15 protein-coding genes are annotated in these 12,937 nt (G+C 72.3%); 10 read left to right on the top strand and 5 right to left on the bottom strand.

From position 1 onward, the window contains the following. Positions 1-21 precede the first annotated feature (21 nt). The 4 genes from ACTMVF_RS14870 to ACTMVF_RS14855 all read left to right on the top strand — a co-directional run bounded on the left by ACTMVF_RS14870 (position 22) and on the right by ACTMVF_RS14855 (position 2,512). Positions 22-717: a hypothetical protein gene (locus ACTMVF_RS14870; protein ID WP_441271483.1), complete on the top strand. Its 696-nt coding sequence runs from the start codon at positions 22-24 to the stop codon at positions 715-717. Then, positions 714-1,001: a BON domain-containing protein gene (locus tag ACTMVF_RS14865; protein ID WP_441271482.1), complete on the top strand. Its 288-nt coding sequence runs from the start codon at positions 714-716 to the stop codon at positions 999-1,001. The genes ACTMVF_RS14870 and ACTMVF_RS14865 overlap by 4 nt, the downstream gene beginning before the upstream one ends. Further along, positions 998-1,762, top strand: coding sequence for a metallophosphoesterase family protein (locus ACTMVF_RS14860; RefSeq protein ID WP_441271481.1), 765 nt, complete (start codon positions 998-1,000; stop codon positions 1,760-1,762). The genes ACTMVF_RS14865 and ACTMVF_RS14860 overlap by 4 nt, the downstream gene beginning before the upstream one ends. 222 nt (positions 1,763-1,984) lie before the next feature. Next, complete coding sequence (locus tag ACTMVF_RS14855) at positions 1,985-2,512, top strand: hypothetical protein (RefSeq protein WP_441271763.1); 528 nt, start codon at positions 1,985-1,987, stop codon at positions 2,510-2,512. Between the two features lie 6 nt (positions 2,513-2,518). Here ACTMVF_RS14855 and ACTMVF_RS14850 read toward each other — a convergent pair whose 3' ends face one another. Then, positions 2,519-3,082 carry a hemerythrin domain-containing protein gene (locus tag ACTMVF_RS14850; protein ID WP_441271480.1) on the bottom strand — a complete coding sequence of 188 codons (564 nt, stop codon included), beginning with the start codon at positions 3,080-3,082 and terminating at the stop codon, positions 2,519-2,521. A gap of 72 nt (positions 3,083-3,154) precedes the next feature. Continuing rightward, the gene (locus tag ACTMVF_RS14845) at positions 3,155-3,337 is read right to left on the bottom strand and encodes a hypothetical protein (RefSeq protein ID WP_441271479.1); all 183 of its coding nucleotides are present in this window, start codon (positions 3,335-3,337) and stop codon (positions 3,155-3,157) included. Between the two features lie 336 nt (positions 3,338-3,673). Between ACTMVF_RS14845 and ACTMVF_RS14840 the strand changes: the two genes are divergently transcribed. From ACTMVF_RS14840 to ACTMVF_RS14830, 3 genes are all read left to right on the top strand, one after another. Further along, the gene (locus tag ACTMVF_RS14840; RefSeq protein ID WP_441271478.1) at positions 3,674-4,924 is read left to right on the top strand and encodes a polysaccharide pyruvyl transferase family protein; all 1,251 of its coding nucleotides are present in this window, start codon (positions 3,674-3,676) and stop codon (positions 4,922-4,924) included. Positions 4,925-4,999: 75 nt separating this feature from the next. Continuing rightward, on the top strand, positions 5,000-6,451 hold the full coding sequence (locus tag ACTMVF_RS14835; protein WP_441271477.1) for an FAD-dependent oxidoreductase: 1,452 nt from the start codon (positions 5,000-5,002) through the stop codon (positions 6,449-6,451). 61 nt (positions 6,452-6,512) lie between these two features. After that, positions 6,513-7,292 carry an SDR family NAD(P)-dependent oxidoreductase gene (locus ACTMVF_RS14830; protein ID WP_441271476.1) on the top strand — a complete coding sequence of 260 codons (780 nt, stop codon included), beginning with the start codon at positions 6,513-6,515 and terminating at the stop codon, positions 7,290-7,292. Between the two features lie 37 nt (positions 7,293-7,329). Here the strand turns inward: ACTMVF_RS14830 and ACTMVF_RS14825 are convergent, their stop codons facing one another. Together ACTMVF_RS14825 and ACTMVF_RS14820 are read right to left on the bottom strand one after the other, a co-directional pair. Further along, positions 7,330-7,905 carry a GNAT family N-acetyltransferase gene (locus ACTMVF_RS14825; RefSeq protein ID WP_441271475.1) on the bottom strand — a complete coding sequence of 192 codons (576 nt, stop codon included), beginning with the start codon at positions 7,903-7,905 and terminating at the stop codon, positions 7,330-7,332. Positions 7,906-7,951: 46 nt separating this feature from the next. Then, a complete protein-coding gene (locus tag ACTMVF_RS14820; protein WP_441271762.1) occupies positions 7,952-8,605 on the bottom strand; it encodes a phosphoribosyltransferase in 654 nt (217 codons plus the stop codon). A 146-nt stretch (positions 8,606-8,751) separates the two neighbouring features. Between ACTMVF_RS14820 and ACTMVF_RS14815 the strand changes: the two genes are divergently transcribed. From ACTMVF_RS14815 to ACTMVF_RS14805, 3 genes are all read left to right on the top strand, one after another. Then, positions 8,752-9,204: a YbhB/YbcL family Raf kinase inhibitor-like protein gene (locus ACTMVF_RS14815; protein WP_441271474.1), complete on the top strand. Its 453-nt coding sequence runs from the start codon at positions 8,752-8,754 to the stop codon at positions 9,202-9,204. Positions 9,205-9,268: 64 nt separating this feature from the next. Next, positions 9,269-9,535 (top strand): hypothetical protein, encoded by a 267-nt coding sequence (locus ACTMVF_RS14810; RefSeq protein WP_441271473.1) that lies wholly within the window; start codon positions 9,269-9,271, stop codon positions 9,533-9,535. Between the two features lie 147 nt (positions 9,536-9,682). Further along, positions 9,683-10,015, top strand: coding sequence for a hypothetical protein (locus ACTMVF_RS14805; protein ID WP_441271472.1), 333 nt, complete (start codon positions 9,683-9,685; stop codon positions 10,013-10,015). 3 nt (positions 10,016-10,018) lie between these two features. On the opposite strand, the gene ACTMVF_RS14800 is transcribed toward ACTMVF_RS14805, so the two are convergent. After that, positions 10,019-12,925, bottom strand: a complete 2,907-nt coding sequence (locus ACTMVF_RS14800; RefSeq protein WP_441271761.1) for a glycosyl hydrolase 115 family protein — start codon at positions 12,923-12,925, stop codon at positions 10,019-10,021. Positions 12,926-12,937: the final 12 nt, after the last annotated feature.

Raw genomic sequence — 12,937 nt, 5'->3', positions numbered from 1 at the left:
CGGACGGCGAACGGAGTCGTCATGACGCGGAACCGGGAGAGCGCGACGCCCCCTCAGCGAGCCGGGGCTCCCCGGCTGCGCCCGGTCAGGGAGAGCCCTGTCCAGCCGGTGTCGCGGGAACCGCACGCGCACAACAACCACGAACCGCCCCATGATCGCAGCCAGGCGATTCTCGAGGCGGCGAAAAAGGTCGGCGCGCTCCTCAAAGGCAGCGGGCACACGTTCGCCCTGGCCGGGAGCGTGGCCGTCTACGCCCACGGCGGCAGCGGTCACCTCCGGCACGACGCCGACTTCTGCGTACGCCGCGCGGACGCCGAAGCGGTGGCGGCCACGCTGACCGAAGCCGGCCTCACGGTCCGCACCCCGCCGGAGGACTGGCTGCTGAAGACCACGTGCTTCGGCCAGGAGGTCGACCTCCTCTTCGAGCTCGGGCACCGCCCGGTCACCTCCGACATGCTGGCCCGGGCCCAGGACCTCCCGGTCGACTCGGTGCACATGCCCGTCCTGGCGGCGACGGATCTCATGCGGGCGCTGATCGAGCCCTTCTCGGAGCACCACTGCGACTTCGGGCCGGTGCTCGCCGCGGCCCGCGCCCTGCGGGAGAAGGTCGACTGGGACGACGTACGACGTTCCTGCGGGGACAGACCGATGCCCGCCGCGTTCTTCTTCCTCCTGGAACGCCTGAACGTCATCGCCCCACAGAAGGAGCCCCGATGAGCGGATACGCCGCCCGGCCCGCTCCCGGCGCCGGCGGAGCGCAGAGCCTGGACTACCGCGTGGCCCATCTCGCCGACCATCTCGCCGCCGGCGACCTCGGCGAGCTGGGCGTGCGGATCGAGATCCGCGGCGAGGCGGTTCTGCTGACCGGCACCGTGCCGTCCGCGCAGTGTCGGGACGACGTCCTGCACATGGCCCGCGACGAGCTGCCGGGAACCCCCGTCCACTGCGACATCGTGGTCGCTGACGCCTCCGCGCCCGACCACGCCGAGGAGGTCGAATGATCCGGATAGCGGCCGTCGGGGACATCCACATGGGGCCCGAGAGCAAGGGCCGGCTGCGTCCCTCGTTCGAGACCCTGCCCGACAGCGCCGACGTCCTGCTGCTCGCCGGGGACCTCACCCGCCACGGCACGCCGGAGGAGGCGCGGGTGGTCGCCCGCGAGATCGAGGGCCTGGCGGTCCCGGTGGTCGCGGTCCTGGGTAACCATGATCACCACGCCGACTGCGCCGAGGAGGTCGCCGCCGTGCTGCGGGACGCGGGTGCGCGCGTCCTGGAAGGGCAGGCGACCGTGGTGGGCAACGGCGGCGCGCGCATCGGCGTGGCCGGTACGAAGGGGTTCGGCGGCGGGTTCGTGGGCCGCTGCGCCGGTGAGTTCGGCGAGCCGATCATGAAGGAGTTCGTCAGGTACTCGCGTTGGCGCGCCGACACCCTGCGGGACTCGCTCCTGGAACTGCGGGAGCAGGACTGCGACGTACGCATCGCCCTCACCCACTTCTCCCCGGTCCCGGACACGCTGGCCGGCGAAGCACCCGAGATCTACCCGTTCCTCGGCAGCTATCTGCTGGCCGAGGCGATCGACACGGCGGGCGCCGACCTCGCGGTCCACGGGCACGCACACCTGGGCACGGAACACGGCATGACCAGCGGTGGCGTGAAGGTGCGCAACGTCGCGCAGCCGGTCATCGGCCGGGCGTTCCACGTCTACCACCTTGCCGGGCCCGAGCGGACGCCGGTCGGCGCGTCGGGCGGCCGGGCGGGCTGAGCCGGTCGTCGAGCCGGTGGTCGCGTTGTTGCTGTGCCGCTGTGCCGCTGTGCCGCTGTGCCGCTGTGCCGCTGTGCCGTTGTGCCGCTGGGCCGTTGTGCGCGGTGTCGCGGTGTGTGGCGAGGCCACGCCGCTCACGAGGCCGCGGGCATGTCGCGGCCCGGGGCCGCGGGCTACCTTTGATGGATTCCCTTGCTCGCCAGTACCTCGGACGGCCCGGCAGTGCTCGCAGATCTCTCCTCGCTCATCGCGGCGACCACCCAATGGCTCACGCGTTCCTACCCGGCGTGCGGCGGCGCTCTGGCCGCTGCCCTCGGCGAGGTGCAGGCCCGCCAGGCCGTCACGGTCGCGGCGTGGCTGCGCTACCCGACGCCGACGGACGCCGCGTTGGTCGGGATGGCCGGACCCGGCGGCTCGACCGGCCTGGACTGGATCACCGGCGCGGACACGGCCGCCCACGACGAGGCGGACGACTTCGCCTGGCGCACCTGGGTGGACGAGGTCGTGGCCAGCTGGGCGGCCTGCCTGCTCAGCGACGCCGAGCTGGCCCGGTTGGCGGTCGCCGCGCTCGCCGACGGCGGCCACGCGAGAGGTGCGCCGGTCGAGTTCCGCCGCCTGGTGTCGCCCGACACGCGGGACCGCCAGGCAGCGGTCCTCCTGCGCCACCCCGACCTCGTCGCCCCGGTGGCCGCCCTGCACCGCCCCGCACTCCACGAGCGCCTCGACCCGGGCCGGGCGCTCATCGCCTGAGCGGGGTCAGTCCTTCTTGCCGCGCCCCGTCAGCGCGTCGCGCACGCGGTCGATCAGGCCGACTCCCGGGGCCAGCAGCTTGTTGGCCGGCGGCTTGTCCGGCGCGGACGGGTGCGGGCGGGTCGGCGCCAGCTCCTTCGCCTGCCGCACCTTGTCGCCCAGGTCGTCCAGCGTGTTCCCCGGGCACGCCGCACGCAGCTCGGGGAAGAGGTTCTGCTCCTCGTCGGCGATGTGCGAGCGGATCTCGGTCGTCAGCATCCCGATGAGCCGGTCGAACTCGGGATCATCGGCGTCGCACGCCTCCAAGTCCTTCATCATCTGCTCGGCCCGGGAGTGGTCGTTGGTCTCCTTGTCGGCCAGGGCGTCGCCGTTCGCCAGGTGCTCCCGCACGGCCGGGTACAGGTAGGCCTCCTCGGCGACCGAGTGCCGGACCAGCTCGATCGTGGCCTGGTCGGCGTACAGCCTGCGGTCCTTGTCTCCGGGCGGAAGTGCCTCGATGCGGCCGAAGAGCTCCTCGACCTCGCGGTGATCGGTCATCAGCTCGTCGATGACGTCCCCACCGTGACCCATGTCCTTCACCTCCAGGAACCGACGGGGTCCGGACGGCCCCGCCGCGGCTCCGAGTGCCCGCGGCCGCCCGGCTCACTCGTGTGGGTCACGTCCACGGAGGCGGTCGGTGTCCATGGTCGTTTCGGTGGCGTCGTCACGCTCGCCCTCGGCCTGGGAGGGCGTCGTGTACTCGGGAGTCGGATGGTCGGCCCGAGGGATGTCGGCGTCCTCGCGCTCGCCCTCGGCCTGCGACGGGGTGTGGTGGCTCACGCTCATCGTGTCGTCCCTCCTGCGTACGGGACGGTCGGTCGGCCCTCCTCCGGGGCGGGGAGGGATCCGGCACCGTCGAGCGCACGACCGGGTACCCCCTCGCCCCGACGACGACACTGTGCCCTCGGCGGGCATCGCCGCCGCCTGACGGGTACCCGTCCCCGGACAGCAGGGCTCGGCGGCGGAAGGACGGGCGGTGCATGAGCACCCATACTGGCTCTACGGGTACATATGGGCGCATCTGTTCCCCCGTGCCGGCCGCCTTCCGGACCGGCGGCCACCAAAGTTCCAGGTGAGGTTTCCTCCGCCCGCAGTACCGCTGACCTCGAACGGGAGTTCCGGATGACGATCAACCAGCACCCGTCGCCTGTCCCGGCCGTCCCGTCGGATCTGCGGATCGGCCTGCTCGGCTCGTACGGCGGATGCAACATCGGCGACGAAGCGATTCTGATGTCTGTACTGAGCTGTCTGCGCGCCCATCGGCCGCAGGCCCGGCTCGTGGTCTTCAGCCGCAACGCCGACCACACCCGCAGCCATCAGTGGGAGGCCGACGAGGTGGTCGACTGGGAGGGCGTCCCCCAAAAACCCGTCCTCGACGCCCTCGCCGGACTGGATCTGCTCGTGCTGGGCGGCGGCGGGATCCTCTACGACGGGGAGGCGCGGCGCTATCTGCGGTTGGTGAAGGCGGCGCACGAGCGCGGCGTACCCACCTTCGCCTACGCGGTCGGCGCGGGCCCGCTGCGCGATGCGGACGACCGGGAGGCCGTGCGCACCGTGCTGCCGGAGATGACCGAGATCGTCGTACGCGACGAGGAGTCACGCCTCGTCCTGGAGGAGGTCGGCGTCGAGCGCGAGCTCACCGTCACCGCTGACCCGGCGTTGCTGCTCACCCCGCAGCCCTTCACCGAACAGATGATGCGGCAGGAGGGGCTCCCCCTGGACACCCGGCTGGTCGGGATGTCCGTGCGCGAGCCCGGCCGGGCGGCGGAGAAACTCGACGAGGACGACTATCACGCGCTGCTCGCCGACGTCGCGGACTTCCTCGCCCGGCGCCTGGACGCGCACGTGGTCTTCGTACCGATGGAACGCCAGGACGTCCGGCACGCCCACGGTGTGCTGTCCCGGATGAGCGCCCCGGACCTGGGCCGCATCCTGCACAACACCTACAGCCCCGGCGAGGTCCTCGGCTTCATGAGCCACCTGGACCTGGTCGTGGGCATGCGGCTGCACGTCGTGATCTTCGCCGCGCTGTCCGGCCTGCCCGTGCTGCCGCTGCCGTACTCCGGCAAGGTCTTCGACTTCGCCCGTCGTACGGGGGCGCCCGCGCTGGTCGGTGTGGCGCGGGAGCAGGCCGGGCTGCTGCTCGCCGAGGTGGACCGGCTGTGGGACGAGTTCCCGCGGCGGCAGGAGGACATGAAGGCCCGGGTACAGGGGCTGCGGACCCTGGCCCGGGAGACCTGTGCCCGCTGCGGAGCCCTCCTGGACTCCATCGACCTCGACGGCGGCAGGCGCGCCGCAGGGCGGGCGGAGGGGGCCGACCTGATTCTGACCCCGGGCACGCCGACGGCCGACCCGAGCGGCCCCGGGGTGTGACAGCGGCCAGTGCCGCGGGCCGGCGGCCGTAACGGAACGCGCCGTCCGCAACCGACCCAGTCGACGGGAGAAGCGATGCCGATCCTGGAACCATCCCGCCCCGTCCGGACCGTCACCCTGCCACCGCGGGAGGCCCGCCACGGCGGCCGCACGGACGTCCTGGTCGTCGGCGGCGGCCCGGCCGGCACCGCGGCGGCCTATGCGGCGGCCGACGCCGGCGCCGACGTCGTCCTCGTGGAGCGCTACGGCTTCCTCGGCGGCAACGCCACCGTGGCGCTGGTCATGCCGCTGATGTCCTTCCACAACGAGCAGAAACAGGCCGTGTTCGACGAGAACGGGGACCACAGCAGGCTGCTGCCCACCGACCACGGCGAGGGCGACCCGGTGGTGGCCGGCTTCCTGTGGCTCCTGCTGGACCGGCTCACCGCACGCGGCGGCTGCATCCCGCCGTCCCCCGCGACCGGATACACCGTGCCGTTCGACCCGGAGATCTACAAACTCGTCCTCCTCGACCTGCTCGACGATGCGGGCGTGCGCATGCTGTTCCACTCCTTCGCCTCCACCGCGCTGCCCCTCGACGACGGCTGGCGGGTGGTCTTCGAGACCAAGTCGGGTCCGGTGGTGATCGACGCCGGAGTCGTCGTCGACGGCACGGGGGACGGCGACATCGCCGCCGCCTGCGGGGCGCCGTACGAGATCGGGCGGCCGGAGGACGGGCTGGTGCAGCCGATGACGCTGATGTTCCGCGTCGTCGACTTCCTGCAGCCGCGCTTCTCCCAGTACGTCGGCGAGCATCCCGACCAGTGGCGGGGCGTGCACGGGCTGTGGGACCTGGTCCAGGAGGCCACCGAGGCGGGCGAACTGCGCCTGCCCCGCGAGGACATGCTGTTCTTCGGCACCCCGCACCCCCGCGAGGTCAGCGTCAACAGCACCCGGGTCACCCGGGCGCTCGGCACCGACGTGTGGGACCTCAGCCGCGCCGAGTACGTCGCGCGCCGCCAGATGGAACAGATCGACCGCTTCCTGCGCGGGCACGTGCCCGGCTTCAAGAAGTCGTACGTGGCGCAGAGCGGGGTCCAGATCGGCGTACGGGAGACCCGCCGCATCCTCGGCGACTACCACCTGACCGGCCATGACATCCTCGCGGCGCGCGCCTTCCCCGACGCCGTGGCGCACGGGGCGTACCCCGTCGACATCCACAACCCCCGGGGCAGCGGCACGGTCCTCAAACGCGTCCCCCGCGGACGGTTCTACGACATCCCCCTGCGCTGTCTGCTGCCCAAGGACACCGACCGTCTGCTGGTCGCCGGGCGCTGCATCTCCGGCTCGCACGTCGCGCACTCGTCCTACCGCGTCATGCCCATCTCCATGGCGACCGGCCAGGCGGCCGGGGTCTGCGCCGCCCTGTCCGTACGGCTCGGCCGCAGTCCCCGCGACGTGCCCTATCACCTCGTCCAGCGCGCGCTGCGGCGCCAGGGCGCCCACCTGAGCCTGGACCCCAGGGAACCCGCGTCGCAACGCGGCTGACCCGCCGGGCACTTGACGCCCCGAGCACTGACGCGGTGAGCGCGCCGCCTAGGGTGCGGGCATGACCTCGCATCCCTACCTCTCCGAACTCTTCTCGCTGGACGGCCGGGCCGCCGTGGTGACCGGCGGCAGTTCCGGCATCGGCCGCGCCATCGCCGAGGCCCTCGCACGCGCCGGAGCGAGCGTCGTCGTCGTGGCCCGCAGGGAGGCGGAGTTGGCCGCGACCGTCGGCGAACTGACGGCCCACGGCTGCCGAGCGGCCTGGGTGAGCGCCGACCTGAGCACACGCGACGGCGTGCGCGCGGCGGCCGAGGAGGCGGTCAGCGCGTTCGGCGAGCCGGACATCCTCGTCAACAGCGCGGGGATCAACCTGCGGCCCCCGCTGGGTGAGTTGGGCGAGGACGTGTGGGACACCACGATGGCCGTGAACCTGGAGGCGCCCCATCTGCTGGGGCAGCGATTCGGGCCCGGCATGGCCGAACGGGGCTTCGGGCGGATCATCCACATCACCTCCCAGCAGGCGCACCGGGCGTTCGTCCAGAGCGGCGCCTACGGCGTGTCCAAAGGAGCGCTGGAGTCGCTGGCCCGTTCCCAGGCCGAGGCATGGTCGCCGTACGGCGTCACCTGCAACACGCTCGTGCCCGGGTTCGTCATGACGCCCCTCAACGCACGCCTGTCGTCCGACCCCGAGAAGGTGGCGGCACTCGCCGCGCGCACGATGGTCGGACGCAACGGCCTGGCCGAGGACTTCGCCGGCGCGGCGGTGTTCCTCGCGAGCCGCGCCTCCGCGTACGTCACCGGGCAGGCGATCTTCGTCGACGGCGGGTTCTCCGTGCACTGAGCCCGGCACGGGCCGATCGGGCGGCCCCGCAGCTCCGTCAGCCCCGCAGGTCGAGCCGCATCAGGATGCGAGGATGACCGGCCAGGACCGAGGTCGTGTCGGCCGCGTGGACGAACCCGGCGCGTTCGAAGTTCTTCCGGAGCCCGGCGTACGCCATCGTCAGGTCGACCTTGGCGTCCCCGTTGTCGAGGGGGTACGCCTCGATCACCGGCGCGCCCCGGTCGCGGGCGAAGTCGACCGCGCCGGCGATGAGGGCGTGGGTGATCCCCTGCTTGCGGTGGCCGGGGCGGACGCGGATGCACCACAGCGACCAGACCGGCAGGTCGTCGACGTGCGGGATCTTGCGGTTCCGCGCGAAGGACGTCGCCGAGCGCGGCGCCACGGCGGCCCAGCCGACCGGCTCGTCCCCGTCGTAGGCGAGCACCCCCGGGGGAGGATCCGCCCGGCACAGCTCGGCGACGTACTCACCGCGGGCCGGCCCGCGCAGCTCGTTGTTCAGCTTCGACGGGATCCGGTAGCTCAGGCACCAACACACGCTTGCCTGGGGCGACTTCGGACCCAGCACCGCACGGACGTCCTCGAAGACCGAAGCCGGGCGAACCTCGATGGCCATGGCACCACCCTGTCACGCGGCCGGGCGCACGCGCACGGCTTGGCCGTCACGCCGGGGCGTGGAACGCGTGCAGCGTGTCCGCGACCTGCGTGTCGGAGACCTGGCCGAAGTCCTCGTACCACTCCCCGACGGCGTGCAGGGACGGCGGCTGCACCAGGCACACGAGGTCGTCGCACTCGCTGCGGACGGCGGCCGTCGTCCGTGGGCTGCCCACGGGCACCGCCAGGATCAGCCGGGCCGGACCGTGGCGGCGCAGGAAGCGCAGCGCCGCCGTGGCCGTCAGGCCGGTGGCCAGGCCGTCGTCGACGAGGACGACCGTGCGGCCGTGGACGGGCGGGGCCGGGCGGCGGCCGCGGTACACGTACTCGCGGCGATGCAGTTCGTTGCGTTCGCTCGCGACGACATCGCCGAGCCGGTCCTCGGACAGATGCATCATCGCCAGGCCCTGCCGGTCGTACAGCGGCGGATCGTCGGCCACGATCGCGCCGATGACCGTCTCCGGACGGATCGGGGTACTGATCTCGCGGGCGACCAGCACGTCCAGCGGGGCGTGCAGGGCACGGGCGACCTCCGCGGCGACGGGCACGCCGCCGTTGGGCAGGGCCAGCACGAGCAGATTGATCAGATCGCCGGAGTCGGCCCACTCGACCAGCCGCAGGGCGAGTTCCCGTCCGGCGTGGGTACGGTCGCGGAATGGCACGGCGCTCATCCCCTCGAGGTCGGCGCAGCCGCCGAGTTCCCGGCGCGGGACGCGGTGAAACGGGGCGCCACCGCCACCGACCCGGGTGGCCGCACCCGGGTCCGGCATCGCGTGTCGCCTGTGCCCGGATGGGTACTGCGGCGCGCATGACTGACATCGAACTCAAGAGCTCGGCGTTCGAGGATCACGCGATGATCCCGCGTCGTCACGCCCTGGAGGGACAGAACGTCTCTCCGCCCTTGACCTGGTCCGGAGTGCCCGACGAGGCGGCGGAGCTGGCCCTGCTGTGCGAGGACCCGGACGCGCCGTCGGGGACCTTCGTCCACTGGCTGGTCACCGGCATCGATCCGCACACGGACGGGTTGCCGGCCGGCGCGACGACCCCCGGCAGTCACCCGCACCGGAACGGCTACGGAGAATCGGGGTGGGGCGGTCCGCTGCCCCCGGTCGGCGACGACGCGCACCGGTACTACTTCCGCCTCTACGCCCTCCCGGCCCCCGTCTCCGTCCCGGAGGCGGCCACTTCCGACGAAGCACACCAGGTGCTCGACCGGCAGCAGCTGGCCAGCGGAACACTCGTGGGTCTCTACCAACGCTGACGCCCCGCCCCACCCGGCCGGTACGCCAGGTGCGCACGCGCCGCGCAGAGCGCATGGTGGTGGCATGAGCACGCGTCCCCCAGTGGTGGTGCAGCCGCCCGCGTCGGACGGCGGGCGTCAGGTGACGATCCGCGGTGAGCCGACCGGCATCGCGTACAGCCTGTTCGACGTGCTGGACCTGCTGCACCGCGCGGGCCTGCCCGGCGAGGACCGGGCCGTCGACGACCCCGAGCTGATCGAGTGGCAGGGCGGCGGACCGTACGACTGGAACGAGACGGAAACGCCCGACGCACCTGACGCACCCGACACGCCCGATAGGCCGAACGGGTGAACGCGGACGCCACCCTCGTACGGCCCGGACGCCACCCTCGTACAGCGCAGAGGCCACCCTCGGATGTCCGAGGTTCCCGGCGGAGCGCCGCTGACCTTGACTGGCAGCGGCAAGTCCGAACGGAACCACGACATCACGGGGACCCACATGAACCGCAGGAAGAGCACCTTCGCAGCCGGCCTGGCCACCACCGTCTCGGCCCTGGCCCTCACCCTCGGCGGCATGGCCGCCCCCGCACAGGCCGCGGGGACCGTCGACTGTGACGGCTGGGTGCACAACAACAACCCGGACCATGGCATCGCGGGCTGCCAGAACAACACCGACCGCACCGTCACCTTCCGCGCCGAGGTCGTGTGCGGCTGGGCCCCGGACGTCTCCGGCCAGTGGGTGACGCTGGCGCCGGGGCAGTACAGCGAGTCCTCGGGCGTCTGCGCGGTCTACAGCTCGGGTGTCGGCAGCGTGGGCTGGACCATCCAGTAGCGGCTACGGGCCCGGTGCCCGATCCGGATCGGGACGGAACACCGGGTGGTAGCTCTCCGGCGGCGCCAGATAGCTGAGGGGCAGCCCGCCGGTGTCGATGACGATCTGGTCGACGGCGATGCCCGGGTCGACCATGAAGATCCGCAGGATGTGCTCACCGGGCTCGTCCACCGTCACCGTGGCGGTCAGCTTCTCGACGCCGTCCTCCACGTTGCGGGCCCAGGCGTCGCCCCGGTTGCCGGTGGCGACTGCCTGGCCCGCCAGGACGGTGGCGGGCCGGTCGTCGAGCGCGACGGCCAGCCGGCGGTGGCCGCGCTCGTCGAGGGACGGCAGCCGGAAGACGGTGACCGGGAAGGTACCGGCCCCGCCGAAGCGCACCCGGTACCTCAACTCCGGCGCCTTGGTGGCGAAGTCGGTGGTGACGGGGGCCGCCGTCGACGGCACCGCCTCCAAGGCGCCCGTACGGCGGCCCAGCCCGTGCACCACGCGCCAGCGCGCCCCGCCACGCGCAACCCGCTGGTCGGCGTGGACGGCGTCGATCGAGACGTACCCGTGGGCCTCCACGAACCCCCGGGCCCGCCGACGTGCCCGCTCACCGTCGTTGACCACCCGCAACGGCACCTCGACCCGCTGCCCCGCCCCGCTGACGGCGACCGTGGCGTCGTAGGTGCCCTCCGGTATCCGCGCCCAGTCCAGCTCCACCCACACCCGGGTCTGCTCGGTCACAGAGCCGCCTGCCGAGCTCAGCAGCACCCAGGGGTGGCTCGCCTCGGCCGACCAGTCGAGCGGCAGGAAGCCGGTGTTGAAGACGTCGAGGAAGCGCCGGTCCCGGGTGTAGGAGGAGAAGGACAGCGGGCGCTCCGCCCCGGTCTCGTTGCCCTCGGCCGCCACCCCCAGCCCCGAGGTCTCCTGCCGGGCGACCCGGGTGACGGGCGGGCGGCCGGGTGCTTTCGGAATCTGGGAGGGGTACGGGTTGACGATCCCGTCCCATTTCCCGCCCGCCACCTCGGCGTTGTACCGCTTGGTCAGCGCTGCTTCCTCGGCATGGGCCGTCTCGGCCAGGTCCGCGAAACGGTTGGTCCCGGCCCCGCGTCCCTGGCGGACTGCGAGCGCGTTGCGGTCCGCCCAGTAGTACTTCAGGTTCATCAAGTACGCGCCGTGCACCGGGTATTCGACCAGCTCGAAGAAGGCGTCCCGGCACTGTTCGGGCACCTTGGCCCCCACCGTCCGTACCCGCGCGAGCAGCCGCTCGTACTCGGCCATGCGGCGGCCAGCCTCGTCGCCGTGGTGGATCACGGAGAACACCCCGCGGTCGATGAACTCCGGGCGCCGCTCGGCCGCGAGCCGGTAGTACTCGGTACGGATGGCGGCGATCTCCCGCCCGTACCGGTGGCCGAACTGCCGCCCGGCCCACTCGGCCAGGAAGTCCTCCACGTCGTCGGCGTCCCACCGGTCCACGTCCCAGGCCATGTCCATGGAGAAGGACAGGCCGGTCTCGATCGACTTGACGTCACCGACGTTGAAGATCCACATCCGGTCGACGCCGTGCTCGTACACCCGCCGTAACTCCTGCCAGACCTTGGCGAGTTGGGTGGTGTCCAGCCACAGATAGCTCTTCGGGCGGCCCCAGTAGGAGAGGTGGTAGTAGATGCCGTTGCCGCCGGACCGGCCCCGCTCGGCGTCGTTCGGCAGCTGGCGCATGTTGCCGTGGTTGTCGTCCGGCCAGATCAGCGTGACGTCGTCGGGGACCTGGACACCCGCGTTGTACAGCTCCAGGACCTCCTTGTACGGGATGAAGATCTGCGGCTCGACGGCCGCGCCGACCTCCTCGGCCAGGATGCGGCGCTGGTCGGCGATGATGTCGTTCATCACCGCGACCTTCTCGGGAATGGTCGTGGCGTGCTTGGTCTCCAGCGCGCTGTCGTGCAGACCGCGCATGCCGATCGTCCAGCTGCTCTCGTACCTGGCGTTCTGTCTCGCCCGGGCTCTCCAGTAGTCGGAGATGACACCGGGGTTCACCGTGTAGTCGTACACCGGCAGCGCGCCGTCCGCGCCCCGGTGCTCCTGTGCCCACGGCGCCCACTCGTGCACGCCGTTGCGCAGCAGGGCCTCGGGGTGGCTGGAGCCGACGACGATGCCGTAGCGGTCGGCCAGTTCGGGGTTCTCGCGGTGCTTGTTGAAGAAGTCGGAGTACGGATGCATCGCCGGCCACAGGTAGTTGGCCTTGAGGCGGAGCAGCAGCTCGAAGACGCGCTTGTACGTCTCGGGGCCGATGTTCTTGTCCGGCTCCTGGGTGCGGTGCGACCAAGTGGTCAGGTTCTGCTCGTCGTTGATGAAGATGCCCCGGTAGCGGACGGACGGCTCGTACCGCTTGAGCGGCCCCGCGGGCACCGTCACCGTGTCACGGCGGGGCACGGGGACGTCGGCCCACCAGTACCACGGGGAGACGCCGATGCGCTCCGAGGTGTCGTAGATGCCGTAGACCGTGCCGCGCCGGTCGCTGCCCGCGATCACCAGGGCCCGCTCGACGCCGGGCAGCGGACGCTCCACCACCTGCGTGACCGACGCCTCCCAGCGCCCCTTCACCCGTGAGACGTCGAGGCGCCCCTGTGCCACGAGCCGGTCGACGACGGGACTGGCGCCGAGGGTGCCCACCAGGATCAGGTTCGCGGCGCCCGTCTCCGGGAGGGTGTGACCGAGTTTGGGCCGGACTCCGCTGACCCGTTCGACGTCCGCCTGGAGATCACCGGCCGCGCGGATCACCGCGGGGTCGTCCGCCGCGTCGATGTACAGCTCGACGGCGGCGCCGCCTCGGACCAGGGGGAAGTCGGGCCGGTGCGACGCGGCTCGGGCGGGGGCGGCCGTGGCGAGGACGCCGGGCAGCAGCGGGGCCGCTCCGGCAGCGGCCAGGCCCCTCAGGAA

This window comes from Streptomyces sp. SD31 (assembly GCF_052068475.1).
Lineage (GTDB): Bacteria > Actinomycetota > Actinomycetes > Streptomycetales > Streptomycetaceae > Streptomyces.
This window is presented reverse-complemented; position numbering and strand designations above follow the sequence as displayed.